Below are 23,592 nucleotides of genomic sequence, written 5' to 3'. Positions count from 1 at the left end.
CCCCGCTCACTTTCTGTGAGCGGGGGCGCTGTGGTTTAGGGTGAGTATATGAGCACAGAACACCCCTCACCTCTTAACGGCGAACGTCCCACCCGTGATCAGCTAGCAGGATTTATCAACGGTAGCCTTGATGACAGGCTTCCGTTGCCCGGCACTGCCCTGCGCCTGCTGATTGTGGGCATCAACCCGGGCCTATGGACGGCGGCAGTCAATGCACCTTTTGCATTTCCTGGCAACAGGTTCTGGCCTTCATTGGACCGTGCTGGCATCGTGACTCCTAGGGTGGATGCTTCCCGCGGGCTCAGTGATGAGGTTGAAGCTCAGCTTGCCGCGCTGGGCATCGGCATTACCAACCTGGTCGGTCGAGCTACAGCGCGAGCCGATGAGTTGACCCGCCAGGAGCTTCAGGATGCTCTCCCCCGGCTGATAAAGCTCACCCACACCTACACACCCCAAGCGGTAGCCGTCGTCGGTATCACCGCCTACAGGGAGGCTTTCAGCGACAGGAAGGCGAAGGTGGGGCAGCAAGATACTTCTCAGATTGAGGGTTGGAACCCGGCTACTCAGCTGTGGGTGGTGCCTCAGCCCAGCGGGCTCAACGCTCACGAAACCGTTGATTCACTGGCTAATACATGGCGCCGTGTTTGGGAGGCTACCCGGAGCTAAAACCGGTGGTACTGAACCTGAAAACATAGACCGGTGGCCCCCATCATCTGAGGGGGCCCACCGGTCTATGAGCTGATCAGCGAGCTACTAGGAGCCGCGGACCAGGTTGCGCAGCACGTACTGCAGGATGCCGCCGTTGCGGTAGTAGTCAGCTTCACCCGGGGTGTCGATGCGTACTACAGCGTCGAACTCAGTGACCTTACCGTCTTCTGCGGTGGCAGTGACCTTCAGAGTCTTGGGGGTGGTGCCCTCATTGAGTTCAGTCAGACCTGTGATATCGAAGGTTTCGGTACCGGTCAGACCCAATGATTCGTGTGATTCACCGGCGGGGAACTGCAGGGGAACAACACCCATACCGATCAGGTTTGAACGGTGGATGCGCTCGAAGCTCTCAGCAATAACAGCCTTAACGCCTAGCAGGGTGGTACCCTTCGCTGCCCAGTCACGGGATGAGCCGGTGCCGTATTCCTTACCGCCCAGAACGACCAACGGGATGCCAGCAGCCTGGTAGTTCTGAGATGCATCGTAAACAGTTGCCTGCTCGCCGCCAGCGGTAAAGTCACGGGTGTAACCGCCCTCAACGCCATCCAGCAGCTGGTTTTTGATGCGGATGTTTGCGAAAGTACCGCGAATCATGACCTCGTGGTTACCGCGACGTGAGCCGTAGGAGTTGAAGTCCTTGCGCTCCACACCGTTCTCAATCAGGTACTTACCAGCAGGGGTGTCTGACTTGAAAGAACCAGCAGGTGAAATGTGGTCAGTGGTCACCGAATCGCCCAGCTTGAGCAGTACGCGAGCACCCTTGATGTCTTCAACAGGGGTGATGTCCATGCTCATGCCCTCGAAGTAAGGAGGCTTGCGCACGTAGGTGGACTGGGCATCCCACTCGAAGGTGTTGCCGGTGGGGGTCTCCAGGGCCTGCCAGCGCTCGTCACCGTCAAAGATGGTGCTGTATTCCTTGTTGTACATCGCGGTGTCCAGGGACTCGTCGATGATCTTCTGAACCTCAGCAGGATCGGGCCAGATGTCGCGCAAGTAAACGTCGTTACCATCGGCATCGGTGCCCAGGGCCTCCTTCTCGAAGTCGAAGTCCATGGTGCCGGCCAAAGCGTAGGCGATGACCAGGGGCGGGGAGGCCAGGTAGTTCATCTTGACGTCCGGTGAGATACGGCCTTCGAAGTTACGGTTGCCGGAGAGAACGGCGGTAACAGAGAGGTCGTTGTCCTGGATAGCATCTGAAATCTCGGGCTCCAGTGGGCCGGAGTTACCGATACAAGTAGCACAGCCGTAGCCCACGACGTAGAAGCCCAAGGCTTCGAGGTCAGGCAGCAGCCCCGCCTCCTCGTAGTAGTCGGTAACAACCTTTGAACCCGGTGCGATGGAGGTCTTGACCCAGGGCTTAGAGGTGAGACCCTTGGCCGCTGCGTTGCGTGCCAGCACGCCCGCTGCCATCATCACGGAAGGGTTGGAGGTGTTGGTGCAGGAGGTGATGGATGCGATGGAGACCGCACCATTCTTCAACTCGAACTCGCGGCCATCTGCCATGGAGACGGATGCGGACTTGCCGGCTTCGCCGTAGTTCTTGATGTCCGAAGCGAACTGCTTCTTAGCGTCAGATACCTGGATGCGGTCTTGAGGACGCTTGGGACCAGCAATGGAGGGAACAACGGTGGATAGGTCAAGTTCCAGGTACTCGGAGTACTCAACCTCAGCCTTGGGGTCGTGCCAGAGGCCCTGCTCCTTGGTGTAAGCCTCAACCAGAGCAACCTGATCTTCGCTACGGCCGGTCAGACGCAGGTATTCAAGGGTGTTTTCGTCGATGGGGAACATGGCAGCGGTTGAGCCGAATTCGGGGCTCATGTTACCGATGGTTGCGCGGTTTGCCAGGGGAACCTGGCCTACACCCTCGCCGTAGAATTCAACGAACTTGCCCACAACGCCGTGTTCGCGCAACATTTCGGTGATGGTGAGCACCACGTCGGTTGCGGTAGCGCCGGAGGGGATGGTGCCGGTGAGCTTGAAGCCAACCACGCGGGGAATCAGCATGGAAACGGACTGACCCAGCATAGCTGCCTCGGCCTCAATGCCGCCAACGCCCCAGCCCAGAACACCCAGACCATTAACCATGGTGGTGTGAGAGTCGGTACCTACCACGGTATCGGGGTAGGCACGCAGCACGCCGTCAACCTCGCGGGCCATGATGGTGCGTGCCAGGTATTCAATGTTGACCTGGTGCACGATGCCCATGCCCGGGGGAACAACCTTGAAGTCGTCAAAGGCGGTCTGACCCCAGCGCAGGAACTTGTAGCGTTCGCCATTGCGCTGGTATTCAATATCCATGTTGCGGGTGATCGCATCTGAGGTACCGAAGCTATCAATCTGAACGGAGTGGTCAATGACCAGTTCAGCAGGTGCCAGGGGGTTAATCTTTGAGGGATCGCCGCCCAGTTCCTTCACGGCCTCACGCATGGTAGCAAGGTCAACCACACAAGGAACACCGGTGAAGTCCTGCATAATAACGCGGGCAGGAGTGAACTGGATTTCGGTATCAGGCTCAGCCGATGCGTCCCAGTTAGCAAGTGCCTTAATATGGCCCTCGGTGATGTTGGCGCCGTCTTCGGTGCGCAGTAGGTTCTCCAGCAAAACCTTGAGTGAATAAGGCAGCTTCTGTGAGCCGTCAACTGCCTTTAGACGGAAAATTTCATACTCGGTTCCGTTGACGTTCAAAACGCCCTTTGAACCGAAGCTATCCACAGTGCTCATATGTGGGACTCCTCTCGACACTGTCTTCATCTTCGCCTACCGCCCGGTGCCAACCGGCTGCGATGCCGGCCCGTGTGTGATGCACACTTGAGGGACACTCTGACGCTAAGCTATCGAAACCAGTGTACCCCGTGTCACCTTATTCACATATTTTCAGGTCAGGACACAGTCTTTATTTCAGATAGCTAAGACCAGTATTCGATATAGTGTGCACTCCCGCCGCACGATTGCAACTTCGGAAAGAAAAACATGACCTAATTATGTTGCAATTTTATGACGTGTGCGCATTCATTCCTCAGTAACAAGTTCAAAGGAAGTGGGGAGAGAGCGCCGGCAGGCAACTTATTGGTAACCGGTGAGCAAACCCTTGCGGGTTAGTTCTACCGCTGGCTGCCTGAGTATTTGGTGAAGACCGCCAGGGTTTCCACGTGGTGGGTATTCGGGTACATATCGAAGGCTTCCACCCTCATGAGGCGGTAGCCAGATGCCCGCAGATAAGCAGTATCTCTACCCAGGGCTGCCGGGTCGCAAGCAACGTAGACCACGGTGGGTGGGTTCAGATCAGCAATTTGTTGCATCACCGCTTTGCCGCAACCTTCACGTGAGGGGTCAGCGATGACGACATCAGGGGCAGGGAACCTGCCGGCTTTTACCTCTGCGGTGACCCCGGTCAGGACGCGAGAAACATCGCCGCGCTCAACACGCACGGTGGTGCGTTCGGAGCGGTGGGTGCGTGAGGGACCGTCCTCCGCAAAGTTATCAGCGGCATTTTTGCTGGTAACCGGGGAGCCTTCCACCGAAAGGACGGTGCCGCGGTCCCCCACAGCGTCGGCTGCGATGGCAGTGAAAAGACCGGCGCCAGAGTAGAGGTCGTAGACGGTCTGGCCCTTGCGCAAACGCGCCATATCAAGCACGGCGTTGCCCAGGGTTTCGGGGGCGGAGCGGTGAATCTGCCAGAAGCCGTTAGCGGCTACGTCCCAGTAGAAATCTTGGGCATAAACGGTAGCAGTTTCCAGCAGGGCGGCGTTGCCAGCACCGCGCACAATGTCGGCGGGTTTAGCACCGCGGCGGCGTCCAGCCTGCTTTTCAACGGTAAAGATGAGGGTGGTAAGGCGGTCTTCAACATTGCCCCAAGCATCCTGGCAAATAGCTTCAACAGCATCAGCGACCTCAACCATGTTCTGAGAGGCTGGAACGGTAAAAACTAAGGCCAGCATGTCCGTGGCAGAAACAGCGACATCCAGACGCTTAACGCCGGTGAAAGTCAGTTGACCAAGACCCAGTGCTTCGATGCGGGAATCGACCAGAGGGAAGGACTCAACCGGCACGGGAGTGCCGGAGTTATGGGGGAACATAGCAATTTTTCCGGTGGCGCGCTCCACGGTGAAGTGGGCTCGGGTGCGCCAGTTCAGCCCCTCACCGGTAGCGCCGGGAGCCTCTGGCAACGCATGAATAGGCAGATCGGTGAGCATGGGATGTTCAGCTGGTACGCCGCCCAGCCGGGCCAGCTGTTCGGTCACCACCTGTTTTTTGTAACGGCGCTGCACGGTGGGCACGATATGCCCGTACTCCATACCGCCCAGAGGCTGGTCGTGAGCCAGCGAATCTGCCGCAGGCCAAGGGTGCGGGCGACGCGCGATTGCTGGAACATCTACGTTCACTACATCAGCGAAAAAGAAGCGTCCCTTGGGGCCTCGCCCGGTGATACGGGCGGTAGCGGTTTCGCCCACCAGGCCGTGGCGCACAAAGACCACTCGCCCATCGACGCGGGCAACGAAAGCGCCACCGTGAGCAGCGCGTTCGGGGGTTACCTCCACGAGTTGCCCCACCTCAAACTCGGGCGCTTGGTTTTGCTGGGTCTGTTCAGTCACGGTATCTCTCAATGCAGTTGATGGTGGGGCAGTCGGTTCTTCTTCTCTAGCTTACTGTGAAGCAGTAGCCGATGATCCCTTTTCTATTTGCCAGGGCACTGAGGCAACCACCACTCCTGGCTCGTGACGCAACTGTGCTTTGAGACGGTGCACGGTACGGCGGTGGAAGATACCCTCCCACCACCGTGAAACAACGTACTCGGGGAGGTAAATCACCAGAACATCACGCGGTGATTTCTGGCGCGAGCGGCGTACATAGTCCATGACGGCCTCCACGGGGTTGCGGTAGGGCGCGTCCAGCACAGTGAGGTCCAGCGGCAGCCCCAGCTGTTGCCAAGCATCGATATTCTGGTGCGTGCGCTCTTCGTCAATATTGACCACCAACGCTTCGATGGATGAGGGCCGAGTAGCGCGTGCGTAAGAGACCGCCCGCAATACTGGCTTCCGCACCCGCTCAACATAAATCAGGGCGTGGACGCGGGAGGGCAGAGCCCGAGCTTCAGCTAGCTCGGCCTCCGTTTGCGGCAGGGCTAATTGGCGATCTACGCGCTGATAGTGCTTGTTAATTTTCATCATGAGGCCTAGCAGGAACAGAATGAGGAGCATGGAGAACCATGCACCGTGAGTGAATTTAGTGAGGATAATGACCGTCAAAACGGTGCCCGATGCCAGCACGCCAATGGATGTGATGATGAGGTCGCGCCAGATAAGTCTGCGTTTTTTGGTATCGGGGGTGATCCGCTGGGCCAGCCAGCTGTTCTTGAGTACTGATACTTGGGTGAGCAGCATAGCGGTGAAGGCACCCACAATGTACATCTGCACCAGGGTGTGCACATCTGGCCCCACGACGCCTACCAGTGCCATTGAGCTGAGCCCCAGCACCAGGACACCATTGCCGTAGAGCGCTGTTGAGTCACGGGCTGAGAGGTAAACGGGTAGATACTGGCGGTGCGCCAGCACAGTAGCCAGCATAGGGAAACCTGTAAAGGCGGTCATGGCTGCCACGACCAGCACACCAACGGTTGAGACCCCCAGGAGCACGGCAACCCAATGAGCTGCGAAAACGGTATCTGAAATCTGCAAGAGCAAGGGAGTTTGATGGAAGTCAGGGCTAACATTCTGCCCGTCAACCCGTAGCGTTTGGGCGGGATCAAGCACAAAAATAGCGCCTGTACGCCAGGTCAGGTAGAGCACCCCCACCAGAAGCAAAGAGGTTACTGACCCCATTAGCATGAGGGTGAGAGCGGCGTTGCGCTGTCGCGGGTGCGCAAAGGCACGCGTGGCATTGCTAATGGTGTTCACACCGGTCATTGCAACAGACCCCGAGGCGAAAACTCTCAGTAATAACACCAGAAGCCCCACCCCGGTAGCCAGTTCCTCCGGGGAGGTGGGCTGCGCTATTTCGTAGTCCGCCGATACCGCCGTGCCCAGGGTTCCTGCCATATCGGCAGCCAGCCCAAACACAAGTGTCCCACCCAGTAGAAGAAGAAAGATGTAGGTGGGCCAGTGAGCTACTCTAAACATGAAATTAATGCCTCGTAGACACACCAGAGTGACCACTGCAATCAGAGAGCAGGCCACCAGGCGCTGATGCGAGTAAAGCGCAGGTAGAAGCGATTCAAGATACTGGGTTGCCGAAGAGAGCGAGACAGCAACGGTGAGCACAAAGTCCACCATCATTGCTGCTCCCAGAAGTACAGCGAATCCGGTGCCCAGATTCTTCTGCACCAGGGCGAAATCACCCTTTTCGCCTACCCGCTGAATGTTGTAGCGGTAGGTTCCTATCACCAACATCAAAATGGTTGCGACACCCAGCCCCACCCAAAGGGAATAGGCAAGTGCCATCTGACCTGCGATGAGCACGGTGAGGATAATTTCATCAGGTGCGTAGGCTACAGAAGAGACGCCATCGGCTCCAAAGAGCGGGAAGGCGCGGCGTTTAGGCAGGTTTCCGGCCTTAGCCTGCCTGCTTGAAATAGGTGCCCCCAGCACCAGGGCTGACGCCCTGCTTCTCATAGTCTTCACAGGCTCTAACCGTAGTCGCCTCACCCGGTAAATAACAGCCGTACACACCACATTTTGTGCTTGTCCTCCTCAGCTGATGAAGGCGTAGACTGGTAGCGGGCCTGGCGCCCACACGTCACCATCACGATTGATTAAGGAGCGCACGTGCCCCACTTCGTCATTATGGGAGCCGGCAGAGTCGGCGTCATGCTTGCCCATACCTTAGAGGACGCCGGGCACACGGTAGCAGTCATCGACCAGGATGACCGCTCCTTCAGGCGTCTGCGCAAAGAGTTTGCCGGGCAGAAGGTCACCGGAGTGGGGTTTGACCGCGAAACCCTGAAACGTGCCGGCATTGAGAAGGCCTACGCTTTTGCCGCTGTCTCTTCAGGGGATAATTCCAACATCATTGCTTCCCGAGTCGCCCGTGAGACTTTCAAAGTACAAAACGTGGTGGCTCGAATTTATGACCCTAACCGCGCGGAGTTTTACCAGCGTCTTGGCATTCCAACCGTAGCAGCGGTGCGCTGGTCTACTGACCAGGTGCTACGCCGCCTCCTACCGGAGCAGGCCATGGCCGGTGATTTTAGAGAGGCTTCCGGCCGTCTTCTGCTGGGAGAACTCAACCTGCACGACTCCTGGGCCGGCCACGCACTGACCGATATTGAGCGCTTCGCCGGTGTGCGCATCGCATACATCACGCGCTTCGGTGAGGGCCTCTTGCCCGGCCCCGATACCTCCTACCAGCAGGGCGATACAGTTCATGCCATGATGGGCACTGAAGACATGAACGATATTGCCCGCATTCTGTCCCAGCCCCCCGCCAGCGACGCCGAAAGTGATCTTTCATGGAAGTAATTATTATCGGAGCCGGTTCGGTAGGCTCATCAAGCGCTAAAGAGCTGCTGTCCCACCACCACAATGTCACCATTATTGATCTCAAGCCTGAAGCGATTTCACGCAGCGGGATTCAAAACGCTCAATGGGTGATTGGCGATGCCTGTGAGCTGTCAGTTCTGCGCCACGCCAAGCCAGAGAACGCTGATGTAGTAGTTGCGGCTTCAGGCGACGATAAAACTAACCTCGTAGTTTCGCTGCTCTGCCGCAGTGAGTTCGGGGTGCCACGAACGGTGGCCCGTGTGAACAACCCCAAAAATGAGTGGCTTTTTGACGAGTCCTGGGGCATCGATGTTGCCGTTTCAACTCCCCGTCTAATGACGGCCCTGGTTGAGGAGGCCGTCGAGGTGGGCGATGTGGTTCGTCTGCTGACGCTACGCTCTGGCAACGCCACCCTAGTGGAATATACCGTACCGGCAGAGCACCCCATCATTGGTTACACCATTGGTCAGGTGCAGTGGCCCTATGACACCGCCCTTACCGCCATCGTGCGCGATGGCTCCCCCCTAGCCCCCAGCAATGACAATGTCATTGATGGCGGTGACGAACTCTTCTTTGTCACCACCCCTAAGGGCGAGGACGATTTGCGAGCCCTCTTTAGTTAGAGGACGCTAACTTTCAAGACTGGGCACAATCTCATAGCGAGGGTTGTAAATTACCGGCTCATCGCGCGTTGATAGCATACCCGAAACCCTCAGATAACCACCGGCTACAATCCCCGGCACCTGCCGTTGCCCCAGCCAAATCAGCCTCACCCGCATGCCCGGTGCCAGAGGGGAAAAGTCAGGGTAGAGCACCCTTGGTGCAGTCTTAATAACACTAAATCGGGTGCCGAAACCGGCGTCTGTCTCTACGGCCGGTGCCCGCCCGGTGTTCTCTTCCTCAGCGCAGATGTCTACAGTATCATCGAGGTCCTCCCCCGTCTCAGCGATGGGCATACCGGTGAGAGGGTGCGTTTTAGCAGGTGGAAGAGGTTTTGATCGTTCTACGAGCAGGATAACTTCAAACCGGGGGTTAGCCTCGCGGTGCGATATATGAACGCGCTCCACCCTACCTGCCACGCGTGCTCGAAACCTTTGCGGGTAGGTCTCAAGACGCGTCGGAAGCTGGGAGTGAAAGGTCTCGGTCATGATATTTAACCGATCTCGGTGATTTCGGGGCCTCTGCGGGGTATCTCCCGGCCTGCCGGATTTTTTTCACCCTGCTGAGACTGAGCGGCTTTTTGCGCCTCTTCAGCGTCCTGAATGCTCTGCGGCACCTGCATCGGCAGAAGGTCACGGGGGGCCATAGGGCCAGAACCACGATGAACAATGATAGAACGGAAGACGTCTTCAAGCGCCTCAGCCGATTCACCGGGTAAGACCGCTGCACCGGAAAACACACCGCGCACAAACCAACGGGGACCGTCTACACCCACAAACCGGGCGATGCGAAAGCCCTTGCGACCATCGGCGGTTTGGGCAGGTACACGAGAGATCAGCTGACGCCCAAGAGGGCCATCGTTAATCTCCACCTGACCGCCCTGGTTGCGAACACTTTCAGACAGCTCGTGGCGGATATCGTCCCAGATACCGGCGCTCTTGGGCGCGGCGAAAGCCTGCACCTGCAGGTGCCCCTTTCCGAGCTCGAGAGTAACGGCAATGACCTGCTGGGTCTTCTGATCTGCTTCAAGACGCAGATTGAGACCGGGATGGCTTTTAATGAGCAGTCCACCCAGATCGATGTACGAATCAGCACTGGCTTTTTTCTCTGATGAATCCCAAGGCCCATTACTGCGGTCAAAAACCGGATGCTCGTCAACGATGTTTTTTTCGGCTGGGGGGGCGCTTTCAGCCTCAGCCGAAGGGGCCTTTATCTCCTCTATTGCCAGTTCAGCTGCACTCTGCTCAGCTTTCTTCTTCTTGCCCATTCCAAACATATATATGCCTTTCTTTAGCAGACCTCTAGGGTCTACTGTACGCCTGAGGATCCAAAACCACTGGTACCTCGTGTAGAGGCAGGCAATTCATCAACTACCTTAAAACGAGCAGTCTCAAACCGCTGAATCACTAACTGGGCAATGCGGTCCCCGCGCTCCACCTCAAAAGTTTCTTGAGCATCTGTATTAAGCAGGCAGATCATTAGTTCACCGCGATAGCCGGCATCAACCGTGCCCGGAGCGTTGACGATGGTGATACCGTGCTTAGCGGCAAGACCAGATCTAGGGTGTACTAGACCAACAAAGCCCTCTGGAAGTGCAAGGGCAACCCCGGTAGGCACAAGAGCTCGTTCCCCCGGAGCCAATGTCACCGGAATACGCGCCCGTAGGTCAGCACCGGCGTCCCCTTCCTTAGCGTAAGCAGGCACAGGTAGCTGAGGGTCAAGTATTTTAATCTGAACATCAATCTGTTTATCCACCCCATTACTGTACCTGTTTCGCCCCACCGAGGGATGTGAACGAGCTGGGAGTTTTTGCCCCTTTTACGGGTTCTCTCCAGGATTACAGCGGCAGAGCTGAAGTCACCCAGGTACATCTCGTACACTGGTAAGCGCACCCTGGAGAAGAAAACTCTACAAAGACCTCATAACGGAAGCGTGACCCATGGCAGAAAACCCCAACGCAGTTCTTTACCGAGAAAGACTGGCGCCCGGCATCGGCATGTGGATTGCCTGTGTGGGCGTAGGCCTAGCCTCCTTCTTGGTCGGGGCACCCATCAACATCTACGCCGGTATCATCGCCGGAATCGTCATGTTTGCTGTGGTGGGTTGGGTCCTCTTCGCAACCTCACCGGTTATTGAGGTTACCCCTAGCGTCCTACGCGTCGGAAGGGCACAAATTGAACGCGAGCATGTTGGCCGAGCATACGCTTTTCGCGGCGAAGATTCCCGCCTAGCCACCGGTCCGGCACTCGATGGTAGGGCTTTCATGTGCTTCCGCGGCTGGATTTCATCAGTTGTTCGCATCGATATCACAGACCCGGCTGACCCTACCCCCTACTGGGTAGCGTCCTCCCGCAACCCTGAACGGATTGCTGAGATTCTCAACGACGGGCTACCCGAAGAAGAATAAGCTGATCCCCCCATAGGAAATGCCCACCGGTTTAAAGCCGGTGGGCATTTTCATAGGTCAATCGCTTGGAGCTGATTTAGCCTTCGCACTCAATGCAGTACTTCAAATCGCCATCTTCATAGGCGATCTGTGAGCGGTGGCGGACCAGGAAGCAAGAGGCACAGGTGAATTCGTCATCTTGGGCTGGGAGGACAACTACATTGAGCTCTTCGTTAGAAAGATCTGCGCCGGGCAGCTCAAAACTTTCGGCGGCTGCGTTCTCGTCCTCATCTACCGCACCGGACTGCATCTCGGAGCGTCGTGAATTGAGCTCCTCAAAGGACTGGTCCTTGCTTTCTTCGTCCTGCTTGCGGGGTGCATCGTAATCGGTTGCCATGGTTTTCTCCGTGTGTAGTGCGAGGCGAGACAGTCAATCTCTTCACAGTAGGTAGTGCACCCCTTACAGGTGGTGCAACCAGAGTATTAATCGGCTGCTCCTGAGTTATACGAGGTAACGCGTAGAATTGTTCACCATTAAGGAGCTTTAAGCAAATACAAACTAATCATTTATTCCTCACAGCGAAAGGTGCCCCCACGAGAGTGCATACCCCACCCCTTCGATAAGCTAAACCTAATCTACAAGTTGATACAAAAAGTCCTGGTTTTTAGGGTTTTTTCTAAAGATACCTCCCGGTTTGCCAGTGAAGTAAAGGCTGTCCTGACTCAACCCTGTAATCTTTCAAGTAACTGTAAAGATTGAAGAGTGTGCGTGATTCTAATGACCGCGTGCCCCTATGCCAAGGAGAAACCTGTGCTCGAACTTCAACTAGCTGGGATTCACGACGATGGCGAGAACCTAGTCCTCAATGACGATAACGGTTCTTCCTACCTGCTACCCATAGATCAGAATCTTCGCCAAAGCATTGCTAAGGCTCGCCGTATCTCGCCTGCACGCCCGGGCGGTCAGGGAAGTTTCGGGCCTCGAGATATTCAGGCTAGATTTCGACAGGGTGCAACGGTTGAAGAAATCGCCGCTGAATCTGGCTGGGAAGCTGAGCGCGTACGCCGCTACGAGTGGCCCATTGTCGCTGAGCGCGCCAACATTATTCGTACTGCCCGCTCTGTGCTCATTTCGCCCACTCCCGGTGGCGAAGGCCCTGCACGTAGCCTAGACCAGCATTATGAGACCATCTCACAGCACTATTCCTTCGGTGATGCACCGCTGGATTGGTCTACCTGGCAGCAGGAGTCAGGTCAGTGGATTCTTACCCTTGATGTAGAGCTCCCTACCGATGTGCAGAATGAACTGCCCCGCGGTGTACATTTTCCCGCCCGCTGGACCTTCAACCCCGCTAATCAGAGCTTGTACGCTTCCAATGAAGCTGCCTACTTCCTCATGGGCCGGGAGCACACCACCGGTGGGCCTATCCCCGGCCTGGGAACGAACGGAGCCTCACACAGCGCCGAAGCGGAGCAGAAAACAGCAGAGACCAAAACTGTGCCCACCCCCGAACCTGCGTCCTCGCCCCGTTTGACCGCTGTGCGCGTACCAGAAAACCGTGAGCAAAATGCGTTACTGGATGAGCTGACGGCTCGCCGTGGCGCTCGATCTTTTGACCCGGCGAGTGAGCGTAAATTGGCTGATCTTTTGGAGCGTGCCCGCCGCACCTCCCGGCCCCTTGAGGAAACTCCCGCTGAGGTGCCCACTGTAAGTGGTGAGGTTGACGATTCTTCAGCCGCTGAGCAGCCAGATAGCTCAATCTCTGAACAGCTGGTATCCAAGAGTGAGGCTGACACACCTTCCCAGGACGCCCAGGAGACCGCACCGGTTGACGATTCTTCAGCCGCTGAGCAGCCAGATAGCTCAATCTCTGAACAGCTGGTATCCAAGAGTGAGGCTGAAACACCTTCCCAGGACGCCCAGGAGACCGCACCGGTTGCCGAGCTTGAAGCAACTGAGCTCCAAGACGCCGGGGCGAAAGAGGGCGTAGCCGAAATTCACGAAGCCGCTGAAACCGAGGGCATCGATGAAGGAGTTGCCGGTGAAACCGCGTCTGACTCCGTTGCTCCAGCAGAGCAGCTGGATGCTGTAGAACCGTCTAAGACAGAAGGCACCAACGCCCAGGACGACTCACACGGTGAGCAGGGCGAGGAAGAGACTGCAGCTCAGGAGCCTGTTGAAGCGGAGCCTGCTCAGCCTAAGCCCGCCTCGAGAGGTAAGCGCACCTCCGTACCCAGCTGGGATGACATCATTTTTGGCAATCAGAGGCGCTAATCAGCCTAATAGAAAATACAGGTGAGAGCTAGGAAACACAAACACCTCAGATGCTTTAAAGCCCGCTAAAATGATAGTCACATCATTTGCTCGCACACCCCTACTGATAGGGAAGCAGGGGTGCACCAACACTACAGAGGAAACATTGACGTCTCGTCCTAATTCTCAAGACTCCTCAGATGAGTTCAGTCCCGCGCCGCGTCCCTCCGATGCTACCGATACAACTGACTCCATTACTCTGCCCTTACCTCTCGCACAGGGGTATGAGTACGTAACCTCCGATAGCGGCTCACTGCAAACCGTTGTGGACGCTGAGGATGAATCCCTTACGTCCGGTTTGATGCGCCACGCTGAGATCGTTGAAAAGCCGACCCGCGAAGAGCGTCGCGCTGACCGAGCTGAGGCTAGGGCTGCAGCTTTAGCCGCTAAAGAAGCTGAAGGTGAGCGTGCCGCTCAGCTCCACGCTGCCGCGGCAGCCGCCGCAGTGCGTGAAGCTGCCGAGCGCGATCGTTTAGTGCCCGCTCTTGCTATGGAATCTGCCTATTCCGAACCTGTTCGGGCAAAGAACAGCTCCAAAGCAGTATTTTTCGGTTCAGCAGCGCTTCTGGCGGGCGCAATTGCTGGAGCGGCGCTACTCTTCCTGCCGGAGATGAATAGCGCAGCTGATGAGCTGGGACCCCCCAGCTCTCCGTCAGCTCCGGCCACTGTGACCAGCGCTGATATTGAGTCAGCACGCCCCTCCGCTCCGGCGCCGAGCTTCAATACTGAGGCGCCCACCGTGACTGAGCAAGAAGCAGCTGTAGAGCTCCCGGTGGCACCCGGAACCATTTCTTATGCACCGGTTGAGGCACCACCTGCGCCCGCCACTGAGGCTATTGTTGAAGAAAAACCCTCTGAAGATCCAACACCGTCAGAGGAAGCTACCGAATCACCGGAGCCCACAGAAACCGCGGTGGAAACGCCCTCACCTGAACCAACAGAATCTCCTGCCCCTGTTGAGCCCACCGTGTCTCCCGCGCCAACACTTCCGACTGAAACGAGTACTCCAGAGGTTGCTCCTCCAGCGGCCACCGCAGCACCTACCAGTGAAGCGCCGGTTCAGCCACAGGTCACGCCAACGCCCTAGAAGCGGTTGCAAAGGACCAGATATTCTAACTGCCCGAGGCCCAACGAATAACCGTTGGGCCCCGGGCAGTTTACTTGGGTGATAGAGTGCCCCTGCTCTAGCCAGTAGGCAACATCAACAGGGGAACTTGAGTTTCCTCTGCTGTGAGTGATCCATGCTGACCTACCATGTTCAGGGCGTGGGATTTGTAATGGCGCATGTCATAGAGAGCCACCGGTTCACGAGCAGCTACCAGCACTTCACCGATGCGAGCGCGGGCTGTTTCGGTGATGTGCGCACCAAAGTACCCGCCGTTGAAGGCTTCTTCGGTGTCGATGATCCAGGCTTGCTCACCCCAGGCGTCCGCCCAGCGCTGCATGGTTGCTTCTTTAGCGGCGGCGCTGGTGTCTTTGAGGTGCAGTTGCACCATGCGGGGTTCACCAGCGGTAAGCTCGATATTTTCTAATAGGGCAGAATCCTGGGAGTAGTCGTAGCGGTTGGTCGGCTCAACATCGACCATGCCGTGGTCGGCTGTGACTAGAAGGAGGACGTGCGGGGGTAGCCGCTTGGCTAGATTCTTGAGTGCTAGGTTCAGTTCTTCCAGCTGCTCTAGCCGCTGCTGGGAGTGCGCCCCGTACTTGTGCCCGGCTTGATCTAGTTCGCCCCAGTAGAGGTAGACCAGTGAGGGCTTACGCGATGAGAGCAGGCTGGCGGCCAGGGTGGTCCGGGCGGCGTAGCCCTGGGCGTGTACGAACCGCCCGCCGCGTAGACCCGCTTCGCTGAGGCCGGTGCCTGCATACTTGCTGAGCGAGACGGTGGCAACGTCCAGATGTTTTTCGTAGCGTTCAAAGACGGTGGGGTGAGGCTGCCAGAGGTGTGGGTCTACGGTCTTATCCCAGCCTGATAGCTGGTTCATCACTTGCCCGGTTTCCGGGTTTTTAAGTTCGTAGCCAGCCATGCCGTGATAGCCGGGAGGTGAGGACGTGCCCAGGCTAGTAAGGGAGGCGACCGTTGTTGAGGGAACCGCCGAGTGCAAGGGCCCCAGGCTAGTGGCATTTTTGAGGAAGGGCGCATAAGAGCCGTAGGTCCGTAGCAAACTCTCCCCCACCCCGTCCACCATGACTACGCAGACACTGCGGTAAGTATGGGGCTTGCCGCCGGCTTTTTCGATTCGCCCCGCTAGCCCCAGCAGATCATGCCGCCCAGCTCCGTAGATAGGGTGGGGTTCAGGGGTCAAACTCCCCTGGGCTGTGAGCGTGCCGGCCGACTCAAAGAGATCGGCTACCGTGTTGGCGCCGTAGGGCGGGGCTACCGGGAGTTCGTTTCCGCAAAAATCTTTCATATCTCCTACCTGCTGCCTGCCTGAAGGTGGGCAGCTCGCAAAGCCCGGGCAAAGGTGCGGGCCTGCTGGGTTTGCTGGGCGCCATCGGCCCCCGCGCTAATTCGCACCAAGATGTCCTCTCGGGGTGCCAAGCCGGTCATCCCGTGGTCAGCATCGCAGGACGGGTCAGGGCACTCAGCCGGTTGCAGGTCAAGACGCTGGGAGCCGGTCCAGCAGAGCAGCATGGAAACCTCACTGACGGGGGCACCAGGGGTGTAGCTCTGCGGCTGGGGGTAGGCGTAGCTAACCGTGAAGGTTGAGATTTTTGAGACGTGCAGGGTCTCAGTCGATACGTGGGCGACCACCTGCTGCCCCTGTTCATCTAAGTTTTGGTCATCTAAGTGCGCCACCAGTAGAAATTCGCCGGCCAGGACCAGGGCGGTGATGTGCCGGTGAACCTCGTTCTGGTCAAAGTGAGTTTCTACTTGCACCATGTGAGTGGTGGGTTCAAGACCCGCCAGCGCCTCATCGATTGTATCGAGCACCAGCTCCGGGTAGAAGCTTGCGTTCTGGATATCGGCAATCATGCGCTGGCGCGGGCTGGTATCTGCACTCACGTCTACTCCTGAAGGTGGTGGGTTGTTTCTTACTCCCTTCATTTTAGGGGCAGGTAGGTTCTTGGGGCTAACTGCTCATAGTTCTGCGGGCGGAATCGGTACGCTGCTGGGGGTTGCCCAGTTTGAGCCGGGCACCTACCACGGTCATGGTTTCCTGAGATACCAGGATGGGGTTGAGCTCCAGGTAGGCAATTTCGGGGTGGTTGTCTTTGAGCAGGGCGACGCGGGCGCAGAGGTCTTCGAGCAGGTCAATACGGACCGCCGGTAGGTCTGCTTCACCCAGCAGTTTTGCTGCTGCCTTGGGTGAGCGCACCATCTTGTAGACATCGCGTTCGGTGAGCGGCGGGACACGGTGGGCCCAGTCATCGAGCAGGCTAGTGGCGTCCCCAGCCATACCGAAGGATACAACCGGCCCCATCAGGGGGTCTTCTATAGCAGTGAGTACGGCGGTCTGCCCGGCTTGAACCTGCTCTTGAACACTCAAATCGAAGGTTCCGTAGGGTTCGAGAGCACGGTGCATCTGAACGATTTCACGCTCCAATTCCGCGTCGCTTTCGATACCCAGACGCACCCCGCCCAGGTCAATGCGGTGTCGCAGGAAGGGGTCGGTAGTTTTAAGGACGACCGGGTAGCCACCAATTTCTTGCACGGCACGGTGTGCTTGTTCTGGGGTGGAGAAACCGTATTCGGGTAGCAGGTCAATACCGTAGTGGCCCAGAATTGCCCGGGTTGATTCTGCATCGAGTTCAATCAGATTCTCGCCGGTGACGTCCCCCATATGGGCAGTAATTTCGGCGAGTGCAGCTTTGGGGCTTACGCCTTCAGGTTGGGCAGCTACACCAGTTTCTTTATCCCGCCACTCTACGTAGTCCATGACTGCGGCCAGGGATTTGATGGAGGCACCGGGTGACTCGTAGCAGGGCAAACCCAGTGTTTGCATGAGACGGGTGGCTTCTTCACCGGTGGGTTCGGTTCCCTGGCTTTCGGTCTGACCCGGTGCTGGGTAGTTAGCGGTTTCATCCTGCCAGATGCCGCGTAGCGACTGTTCAAAGGTCACCGTGCCCGGGAAACTGGCAACTGCCGGTTTGCCCGTTGCTGCTGAGGCGCGTAGGAGCACCCGAGCAACGTCACGGGGGTCGATGGATTCACCGGTGAGGAAGACTCCTATGACCGCATCAATATCTGATGCTTCTAAAGCTCCAGTGGCAACCTCTTCTAGCACTTCAAGCCCGTCTAGTCCCTCATCGGTCAGGCGCAACATGGAATCATTGATACGGACATCGATGCCTAGTTCCCCAGCCTTGTCCGCAATGATCTGCCCCAGGGCAGATGCGTTGGAGAGCAGTGCCACGCGGCGGCCGGCAGGTAGGGGTTGGGAGACCAGAATCTGGGCGATATCGAGGATCTGGTCGAAGGTCTCGGCGCTAATCACACCCGCTTGACGGAACATAGCGTCGATGGCCTGCGTGGGGGCGATGGAGGTTCGCCCTGAGTGCCCCGGAGGTAGCTGCTGCCCGGTCACCGCGTTCTTTGCCACCAGCACGGGTTTGACGCGCGAAAGCCTGCGAGCGATGCGGCTGAACTTACGGGGGTTGCCAATAGATTCAAGGTAGAGGGCGCAGACCTTGGTGGCGCTGTCATCTTCCCAGTACTGCATGATGTCGTTGCCCGAGACATCTGCCCGGTTACCCGCTGAAACCAGGGAGGAAACCCCGATATTGCGGCGTACAGCAGAGTTAGAGAACATAGCGCCAATGGCTGAGGATTGGCTAAAAAGGCCCAGTGCGCCCGGGGCCGGGTCGTAGGTGCTGATGGTGGCATCCAGTTTCACCGCAGGATCATTGTTGAGTACGCCGAAGGACGCCGGGCCAATGACTCTCATACCAAAACTACGGGCAGTTTTGACCAGGGCTTTTTGGCGGGCACGCCCGCGAGCGCCGTCCTCGGCAAAACCGGTGGTGTAAATCAGGACGCCGCGGGCTCCGGCCTGACCTGCGGATTCAACAGCTGCAGCAACCTCAGTAATGGGCACAGCAATGATTGCTAGGTCAATGCGTTCTTCAATCTGGGTGAGGTCAGTAACGACAGGGGTGTCCCCGGCAGCTGTCCCGGCGCTGTTGTAGCCGTAAAGTTTGCCGGTGAAGCCTCCTTCACGAATGGTGCGAATCACCTTATGGCCGTTGGTTTCCCAGGCGTCCGCCGTACCCATCACGGCAATCACTTCGGGGGCCAGTAGTTCGGCAATTGATTTTGCCTCGGCGCGGTGCTCACGAGCCTCCATCACACCGCGGGAGCGGTCGGTGGGGTCAATGTTGAAGTGCACGGCCACCAGGCCATCATCAAATTCGCGGGCTAGCTCGTAGCCTGCATCGGTGAAGACGTTGAGCATTTTACGGTTCTGTGGGAGCACTTCGGCGCTGAACCGCTCGATTCCTTTTTCGTTGGCGGCAGCGGCGAGGTGTTCTAGCAGAATGGAGCCGATTCCGCGGCCCTGGTGGGCGTCTGAAATCATGAAGGCGACTTCAGCTTCTGTGGGGTCGGTGGCACGGTCGTAGCGGCCGATACCGATCATTTCGCCGTCTAGCATGATGACAAACGCAACTCGGTCCTTGTGATCCACGGTGGTGAAACGGGTGAGTTCTTTGTCGCTGAGGGTGGGCTTGTGGGCAAAGAAACGCAGGTAAATGGTGCGTTCTGACTGGCCCGCGTACATCTTTTCAAGGGCTGCCCGATCGGTGGGGACCACAGGACGCAGGTGAGCTGTCGCGCCGTCGCGGAGCACGACGTCCGCTTCCCAGTGTGCCGGGTAGATAAAAGGGATTTCAGCTGTAGTGGGGCTGTTGGGGTCTGCTGGGGTGAAAACATCGTTGGTTTCAGTCACGGGTGCCTCCTGGGCAACTGAGATGAGGAAGACCGCTTTGACTTACATTCCTGTTTTATAAGCCAAAACGGTCATCCTCAATTTTATCTTGAATTTGTAGCGCGAACAGTTTTGCGCAGTTTCAGAACCTTTGCTACAGCTTCTAGCCAAGCATCACGGTCTTGGACGGCTGGAACGTACTGGGAAATGGGTGTGAGGCTCAGATCCTGTACAAAGGCATGAAGGGTAACCCGGCGGTGTTCCTCACCCTTCTTCTGGGAAATGGCTGGAAGTTGGTTAATCAGCTCCGAGTTCCCGACCCCCAGATAGAAGGGAAAAACCGCCGGAAACGCCTTACGTCCCAGATAAGTTGAGAAGCGCGGGCTGCGCAGAGCTGCGTCTATCTCTTCGGTGTACCCTTCAGCCGTGATACGTACTAGAAACTCACTGTCTGCTAGATAGGTACGGTTCACGATGGAGGTTCCACCCTGGGCATCCGGGGTAAAGATAAGGTTCTTAGCACTGGAGGCTTTCATGCCCTGAGCAAGCAACATCCGTCGGCGAAACTTTTCTTCGCCGGTTCTAGGGTTGATGGTCTGAAAATCGTCGGTGAAGGTGACACGTTTTTCTTCGCGCACCGTAAATTCCACCTTATCTAACCAGGCGGGAAATTCGCCGCGTTTATAGCCCAGCGCGCCGGCTAAGAGTCCTCGCATGCTGCTGGGTGTCGGCAGACTTTCCGTTCGCACGATGTTGCCCGTTACCGTCGCCCCTGCCCAGGACTGCAGAGGCCCAGCAAGTCTGATGTATACGGAATCTGTCACTGGCGGACCCATTCCACAACGGCATCCACAAATTCTTTGAGAGAGGTAGCTTTGAGGTTGCCAAACTTTCCGTCGAGGTCAGCGTAGGTACCGGTCAAGGCTTCTAGAGGACCAAAGTTATCGGGGTCAAAACGGCGGGCTGCATCGTACTGCTGTGCTAAACGCTCGATGCTGGTGGGTAGGTAGCCGCCGTCCTTGCTATTAGGTACCGGAGTCTCAAAGTCATAGGCGGTACGGTACTGCTGCTCTTCTGCCAAGACCAGAGCGGGCTGGACGTAGGGAGCAGTGCTGTTTTCTTTACCGCGGGGCAGACCGTAGATAATTGCGGTAATGAGGTCCCGAAGGTTACCGGTTGAGCTTTCGAGGTCGAATCCGCTCCAGCTTTCCTTGAGCTGGTTACGGTCAATGCTGATGGTGCGGTAGAAGATACCATTGGTGTACTGGGAGATACCCAGAAAGGTTGCACCGGTATCCCTATTGCGTTCACGTACGTCATCCACTGTTGAGAAATAGTCCGTTTCGATGGTGGCGGCGTGAGTGGTGATGCCGGGTGAGACACTCAGCGCTGCTTCTGTACCCTTCTTAGGTGCGTTCGCGAACATACGCCCAAAAGCAGCGATAGCTAGTGACCCGGTCTTACCCTCTGCCATAAAGTCCTCATCGGTTCCGTTGAGAACGGTGGTGGCTGCGGCGGTGATTTCTTCTTCGCTCAACCAGGCCGAACGTTCTGATCCTTCTGCCGAGCTGTCTTGCTTAGTTAGGGTGCCGATCAGATTCTTGGCCACTTTGGTAATTGCCTTTTCATCTGCATCGGGGCTCATCTCCAGCGACTTCGCCACGACCTCCCCGACCAGGTTACCCGAACGGACCGAGCGGTCCAAAGAGCTGTTTTCGTAGGCTACACGGATTCCGCGCTTAACGGATTGAGAAGAGTGCAGGGCGCGCAGGGCACCGCCTACGGTAACCCGTTTGGGGGTCCCGTTATCGTCCCGGTTGAGGTTGGAATATGGTACGGAGGTCAGGATGCTAATGGTGAGATGGTTTGACACGGTGGTCTCCTAATCTTCTTTAGGGTCAGTAGTGGAAGCGTCGTCGTTGGCACGGTAGATGAAAGCTGAATAGTAGTCCCGCAGAATCTGCTGGCGGGTCTCTTGGGATTGAGGTGAGAGACCGTTACCCCAGTAGAGGGCAAGGCGGGCCAGCCCATAAATATCTAAGGCAGGAGCGTTCTTTGATGAGTTGGCTAGGGAGAGGAGTCTGCGGATACTCTGCATCGCTTCTTCCAAGGTTTGAGTATGCAGGTAGGCTAGGCGTTGCCCCACAAGATCGCCAGAGTCACCAGGACGGGGTTGGTCACCGCCTTTCTTGCCGGCTAGTGCGCAGGTAAGCTGGTAACACCATCTGCCAAAGGTTGGGCGCACACCGTTCTGCCCTGAGCTTTTATAAACGGGAATATCGGGATATTCGGCGAGCATAGCGACCAACCGTAGAAGAGCCGTTTGCTGGTCTTTGCGGAGCCCCTGGGTATAGGGCAGGATGTAGGGGTAGGCATAGTGTTCAGTGGTAGCCGTCGCACCCTTGCGAACTGCCGCTAGCTCCCTGGTAAAGGAGACTCTGTCTGACCTCCATCTGTTGACTGTGCCCATCAGAGTTTCCCACGGCAGAACTGCTTTTTCACTCATTAACTTCCTTCTTTCTCTGAAGTATCTGCTACGGTGCGCAAGCGCCATCGTAAGCGTGATTCCAGACTGCCCCGCACAAATTCAAACTGGGCTCTGTCTTGATTTTTATAGGCAAGGGTCACCACATCGAAGGCGCGTATAGCGGCCGCGAAAGTCTCTGCCCTGGTGTCTTGGGAGATGACTTCATCTTCAGTGGTATTTTGGTGAATCAGATCGATATAGACGGGCGTAATTTCACGCCAGAAGCTGGCAGAAGCATCATTTTTTAGGTCTTCTAGAGTTTCTAAAACAGCCACTGTTTTACCTTCTAACTCACGCTTTTTGTCGTTTTCGTTTTTACGTCGGAAGGGTGAGCAGACCAGGCTGTGTAGGTCTCTAATCAGGGTTGCTCTTTGAACAATACGCTCCTGTAGCCCTTCGCTTGCATCAAAGACCCAGCGTTGAGGATCAGGGGTATAGACCTGGGTGGCGCGAATGCTGGGGGAGGAAGCTGTGCCCTCAATCTGGTGGCGGATAAAGTTCAGCGGAGCGTAGTCTTTGGAGAAGAAAGCTGCTGCCTTGTGAAGTTTTGCTTTCTCAACCTTTGATTCTGCAGCCCATTCAACAGCTAGGTCCGTAGCGTCGCGACCGAAGTCAACGCGCTGTGCCTTCTGTTCGCCCTGCTGATTGGGAATGTAGAGATACATGAGGTCTTCGGTATTGCGCTGGTCCCACCAGGCTTTCTGGCTTTCTTTCGTCGTGCCCATGGTCGGTAAGAACCAGGTATCAGGTGCACCACCAATACGGACGCCGGTCAGTTGCCCCTCTTCCCAGTGACAGGCAGCCGTGTTAGAGCTCCAGGTCCCGCGCCAGAGGGGGTGCTCACTACCATCTGACCGAAGAGTTGTTTTACCCTCTCGGTCACACCAGGCAGGCAAACCATCACCTTCTACCCAGCTCTTAGGGAGGCTTTGCAACAGTGATTCAAGCAAACTCTCCCCTCCCCAGAAAATCTCAGTGGCGGCAAACCCTTTGCCAAGGAAACGGACACCGGGAGCGCCCATGGCACATTTGAAACCATCATAGGTATTATTACCCGCCATGGAGTAGTGATGATGAATGGCGAGATGTAGCACTGCCTGAGGCAGGTCTAGCGTTTCCCCTTGCGCTACCGAGAGGTTCCAGAAGTCTTCGCCCTGGTCAGAGGGCATAGCAGGTAGCAACTTTTTGACCGGTTGCTTGCCGGCCTCCAACAGTCTGGCACTGTCTTTAGGGTGAGCCATGGGAGCAACTGGACGTTGCAGAAATGGGTTAGTTGCCGAAAAAATATCTGCACAGGCGGCTAGCTTTTCAAGCCCTTTTTCGAGAGCCATTTCGGGGACGCCATCGGCTAGGAGGTCTTCTGAGAGGTCCTGCTCTTCACCTTGCTGGTAATCCGGATGGAAGCGTAGAACCACAGCTAGAACATCCCGTAAGAGCCTAAACTGCGCCCCAAAGACGTAACCTGGCACATTTTTATCAAGAAAGAACCCCGCCTCATGCGAACGTTTCAAAACATCCACTAAAGTGAGGTGTGACACTCCAGATTCATCAAGGGCGCGAATCCAGGGTATCTCGGTAAGCGCATTAGCCATCATTGCCTCCTTTGCAACCTAGTCAAAAGACTATCATCAACCTATTCCTTCACGCCAGTCTTTAAT

Annotated in this window: 20 protein-coding genes; 6 read left to right on the top strand and 14 right to left on the bottom strand. The window is 56.7% G+C overall.

All coding sequences use genetic code 11. The annotated features are described in order from the left end of the window. The first annotated feature begins 48 nt into the window (after positions 1 to 48). Positions 49 to 666, top strand: coding sequence for a mismatch-specific DNA-glycosylase (locus VVR27_RS09370; protein WP_346871705.1), 618 nt, complete (start codon positions 49 to 51; stop codon positions 664 to 666). An 87-nt stretch (positions 667 to 753) separates the two neighbouring features. Here VVR27_RS09370 and acnA read toward each other — a convergent pair whose 3' ends face one another. From acnA to VVR27_RS09355, 3 genes are all read right to left on the bottom strand, one after another. Continuing rightward, on the bottom strand, positions 754 to 3,429 hold the full coding sequence (gene acnA / locus VVR27_RS09365) for an aconitate hydratase AcnA (protein WP_368548103.1): 2,676 nt from the start codon (positions 3,427 to 3,429) through the stop codon (positions 754 to 756). A 380-nt stretch (positions 3,430 to 3,809) separates the two neighbouring features. Beyond that, on the bottom strand, positions 3,810 to 5,300 hold the full coding sequence (locus VVR27_RS09360; protein WP_368548102.1) for a class I SAM-dependent RNA methyltransferase: 1,491 nt from the start codon (positions 5,298 to 5,300) through the stop codon (positions 3,810 to 3,812). Between the two features lie 51 nt (positions 5,301 to 5,351). Further along, the gene (locus VVR27_RS09355) at positions 5,352 to 7,316 is read right to left on the bottom strand and encodes an APC family permease (RefSeq protein ID WP_368548101.1); all 1,965 of its coding nucleotides are present in this window, start codon (positions 7,314 to 7,316) and stop codon (positions 5,352 to 5,354) included. A 153-nt stretch (positions 7,317 to 7,469) separates the two neighbouring features. Between VVR27_RS09355 and VVR27_RS09350 the strand changes: the two genes are divergently transcribed. Beyond that, a complete protein-coding gene (locus tag VVR27_RS09350) occupies positions 7,470 to 8,162 on the top strand; it encodes a TrkA family potassium uptake protein (protein WP_368548100.1) in 693 nt (230 codons plus the stop codon). Then, entirely contained in the window at positions 8,153 to 8,806 is a 654-nt protein-coding gene (locus VVR27_RS09345) for a TrkA family potassium uptake protein (protein WP_368548099.1), read from the top strand. Before VVR27_RS09350 ends, VVR27_RS09345 begins: the two co-directional genes overlap by 10 nt. Positions 8,807 to 8,812: 6 nt before the next feature. On the opposite strand, the gene VVR27_RS09340 is transcribed toward VVR27_RS09345, so the two are convergent. From VVR27_RS09340 to dut, 3 genes are read right to left on the bottom strand one after another with little or no spacing between them, the layout of a single operon-like run. Beyond that, positions 8,813 to 9,331 (bottom strand): asparaginase, encoded by a 519-nt coding sequence (locus VVR27_RS09340; RefSeq protein ID WP_368548098.1) that lies wholly within the window; start codon positions 9,329 to 9,331, stop codon positions 8,813 to 8,815. A 5-nt stretch (positions 9,332 to 9,336) separates the two neighbouring features. Further along, entirely contained in the window at positions 9,337 to 10,110 is a 774-nt protein-coding gene (locus VVR27_RS09335; protein WP_368548097.1) for a DUF3710 domain-containing protein, read from the bottom strand. 41 nt (positions 10,111 to 10,151) lie between these two features. Then, positions 10,152 to 10,598, bottom strand: a complete 447-nt coding sequence (gene dut / locus VVR27_RS09330) for a dUTP diphosphatase (RefSeq protein WP_368548096.1) — start codon at positions 10,596 to 10,598, stop codon at positions 10,152 to 10,154. A gap of 184 nt (positions 10,599 to 10,782) precedes the next feature. On the opposite strand from dut, the gene VVR27_RS09325 reads away from it, so the two are divergent. After that, positions 10,783 to 11,250 carry a DUF3093 domain-containing protein gene (locus VVR27_RS09325; RefSeq protein ID WP_368548095.1) on the top strand — a complete coding sequence of 156 codons (468 nt, stop codon included), beginning with the start codon at positions 10,783 to 10,785 and terminating at the stop codon, positions 11,248 to 11,250. A 76-nt stretch (positions 11,251 to 11,326) separates the two neighbouring features. On the opposite strand, the gene VVR27_RS09320 is transcribed toward VVR27_RS09325, so the two are convergent. After that, a complete protein-coding gene (locus tag VVR27_RS09320; protein WP_251379850.1) occupies positions 11,327 to 11,626 on the bottom strand; it encodes a DUF4193 domain-containing protein in 300 nt (99 codons plus the stop codon). 414 nt (positions 11,627 to 12,040) lie between these two features. On the opposite strand from VVR27_RS09320, the gene sepH reads away from it, so the two are divergent. Both sepH and VVR27_RS09310 read left to right on the top strand, forming a co-directional pair. Next, positions 12,041 to 13,504, top strand: a complete 1,464-nt coding sequence (sepH, locus tag VVR27_RS09315) for a septation protein SepH (protein ID WP_368548094.1) — start codon at positions 12,041 to 12,043, stop codon at positions 13,502 to 13,504. A gap of 145 nt (positions 13,505 to 13,649) precedes the next feature. Next, complete coding sequence (locus tag VVR27_RS09310) at positions 13,650 to 14,630, top strand: hypothetical protein (RefSeq protein ID WP_368548093.1); 981 nt, start codon at positions 13,650 to 13,652, stop codon at positions 14,628 to 14,630. Positions 14,631 to 14,727: 97 nt separating this feature from the next. Here the strand turns inward: VVR27_RS09310 and VVR27_RS09305 are convergent, their stop codons facing one another. The 7 genes from VVR27_RS09305 to VVR27_RS09275 all read right to left on the bottom strand — a co-directional run bounded on the left by VVR27_RS09305 (position 14,728) and on the right by VVR27_RS09275 (position 23,526). Further along, positions 14,728 to 15,951, bottom strand: coding sequence for an alkaline phosphatase family protein (locus VVR27_RS09305; protein WP_368548092.1), 1,224 nt, complete (start codon positions 15,949 to 15,951; stop codon positions 14,728 to 14,730). A 5-nt stretch (positions 15,952 to 15,956) separates the two neighbouring features. Further along, positions 15,957 to 16,547 (bottom strand): DUF5998 family protein, encoded by a 591-nt coding sequence (locus VVR27_RS09300; protein ID WP_346871692.1) that lies wholly within the window; start codon positions 16,545 to 16,547, stop codon positions 15,957 to 15,959. A gap of 67 nt (positions 16,548 to 16,614) precedes the next feature. Then, positions 16,615 to 19,428: a GNAT family N-acetyltransferase gene (locus VVR27_RS09295; RefSeq protein ID WP_368548091.1), complete on the bottom strand. Its 2,814-nt coding sequence runs from the start codon at positions 19,426 to 19,428 to the stop codon at positions 16,615 to 16,617. A gap of 83 nt (positions 19,429 to 19,511) precedes the next feature. After that, the gene (gene cas5e, locus VVR27_RS09290) at positions 19,512 to 20,243 is read right to left on the bottom strand and encodes a type I-E CRISPR-associated protein Cas5/CasD (RefSeq protein ID WP_368548090.1); all 732 of its coding nucleotides are present in this window, start codon (positions 20,241 to 20,243) and stop codon (positions 19,512 to 19,514) included. Continuing rightward, positions 20,228 to 21,280 carry a type I-E CRISPR-associated protein Cas7/Cse4/CasC gene (cas7e, locus tag VVR27_RS09285; protein WP_368548089.1) on the bottom strand — a complete coding sequence of 351 codons (1,053 nt, stop codon included), beginning with the start codon at positions 21,278 to 21,280 and terminating at the stop codon, positions 20,228 to 20,230. Before cas7e ends, cas5e begins: the two co-directional genes overlap by 16 nt. Before the next feature lie 9 nt (positions 21,281 to 21,289). After that, a complete protein-coding gene (casB, locus tag VVR27_RS09280) occupies positions 21,290 to 21,913 on the bottom strand; it encodes a type I-E CRISPR-associated protein Cse2/CasB (RefSeq protein ID WP_368548088.1) in 624 nt (207 codons plus the stop codon). Next, positions 21,913 to 23,526: a type I-E CRISPR-associated protein Cse1/CasA gene (locus tag VVR27_RS09275; RefSeq protein WP_368548087.1), complete on the bottom strand. Its 1,614-nt coding sequence runs from the start codon at positions 23,524 to 23,526 to the stop codon at positions 21,913 to 21,915. Before VVR27_RS09275 ends, casB begins: the two co-directional genes overlap by 1 nt. Positions 23,527 to 23,592 lie beyond the last annotated feature (66 nt).

This window comes from Rothia sp. LK2492, assembly GCF_040946345.1.
GTDB classification, from domain to species: domain Bacteria; phylum Actinomycetota; class Actinomycetes; order Actinomycetales; family Micrococcaceae; genus Rothia; species Rothia endophytica.
This window is presented reverse-complemented; position numbering and strand designations above follow the sequence as displayed.

What these genes read in the sequence shown, in the direction of transcription:
- VVR27_RS09370 (WP_346871705.1), top strand. Translation starts at nt 49, where the DNA reads ATGAGCACAGAACACCCCTCACCTCTTAACGGCGAACGTCCCACCCGT.
- acnA (WP_368548103.1), bottom strand. Translation starts at nt 3,429, where the DNA reads ATGAGCACTGTGGATAGCTTCGGTTCAAAGGGCGTTTTGAACGTCAAC.
- VVR27_RS09355 (WP_368548101.1), bottom strand. Translation starts at nt 7,316, where the DNA reads ATGAGAAGCAGGGCGTCAGCCCTGGTGCTGGGGGCACCTATTTCAAGC.
- VVR27_RS09345 (WP_368548099.1), top strand. Translation starts at nt 8,153, where the DNA reads ATGGAAGTAATTATTATCGGAGCCGGTTCGGTAGGCTCATCAAGCGCT.
- VVR27_RS09340 (WP_368548098.1), bottom strand. Translation starts at nt 9,331, where the DNA reads ATGACCGAGACCTTTCACTCCCAGCTTCCGACGCGTCTTGAGACCTAC.
- VVR27_RS09335 (WP_368548097.1), bottom strand. Translation starts at nt 10,110, where the DNA reads ATGGGCAAGAAGAAGAAAGCTGAGCAGAGTGCAGCTGAACTGGCAATA.
- VVR27_RS09325 (WP_368548095.1), top strand. Translation starts at nt 10,783, where the DNA reads ATGGCAGAAAACCCCAACGCAGTTCTTTACCGAGAAAGACTGGCGCCC.
- VVR27_RS09320 (WP_251379850.1), bottom strand. Translation starts at nt 11,626, where the DNA reads ATGGCAACCGATTACGATGCACCCCGCAAGCAGGACGAAGAAAGCAAG.
- VVR27_RS09305 (WP_368548092.1), bottom strand. Translation starts at nt 15,951, where the DNA reads ATGAAAGATTTTTGCGGAAACGAACTCCCGGTAGCCCCGCCCTACGGC.
- cas5e (WP_368548090.1), bottom strand. Translation starts at nt 20,243, where the DNA reads ATGGGTCCGCCAGTGACAGATTCCGTATACATCAGACTTGCTGGGCCT.
- casB (WP_368548088.1), bottom strand. Translation starts at nt 21,913, where the DNA reads ATGAGTGAAAAAGCAGTTCTGCCGTGGGAAACTCTGATGGGCACAGTC.
- VVR27_RS09275 (WP_368548087.1), bottom strand. Translation starts at nt 23,526, where the DNA reads ATGGCTAATGCGCTTACCGAGATACCCTGGATTCGCGCCCTTGATGAA.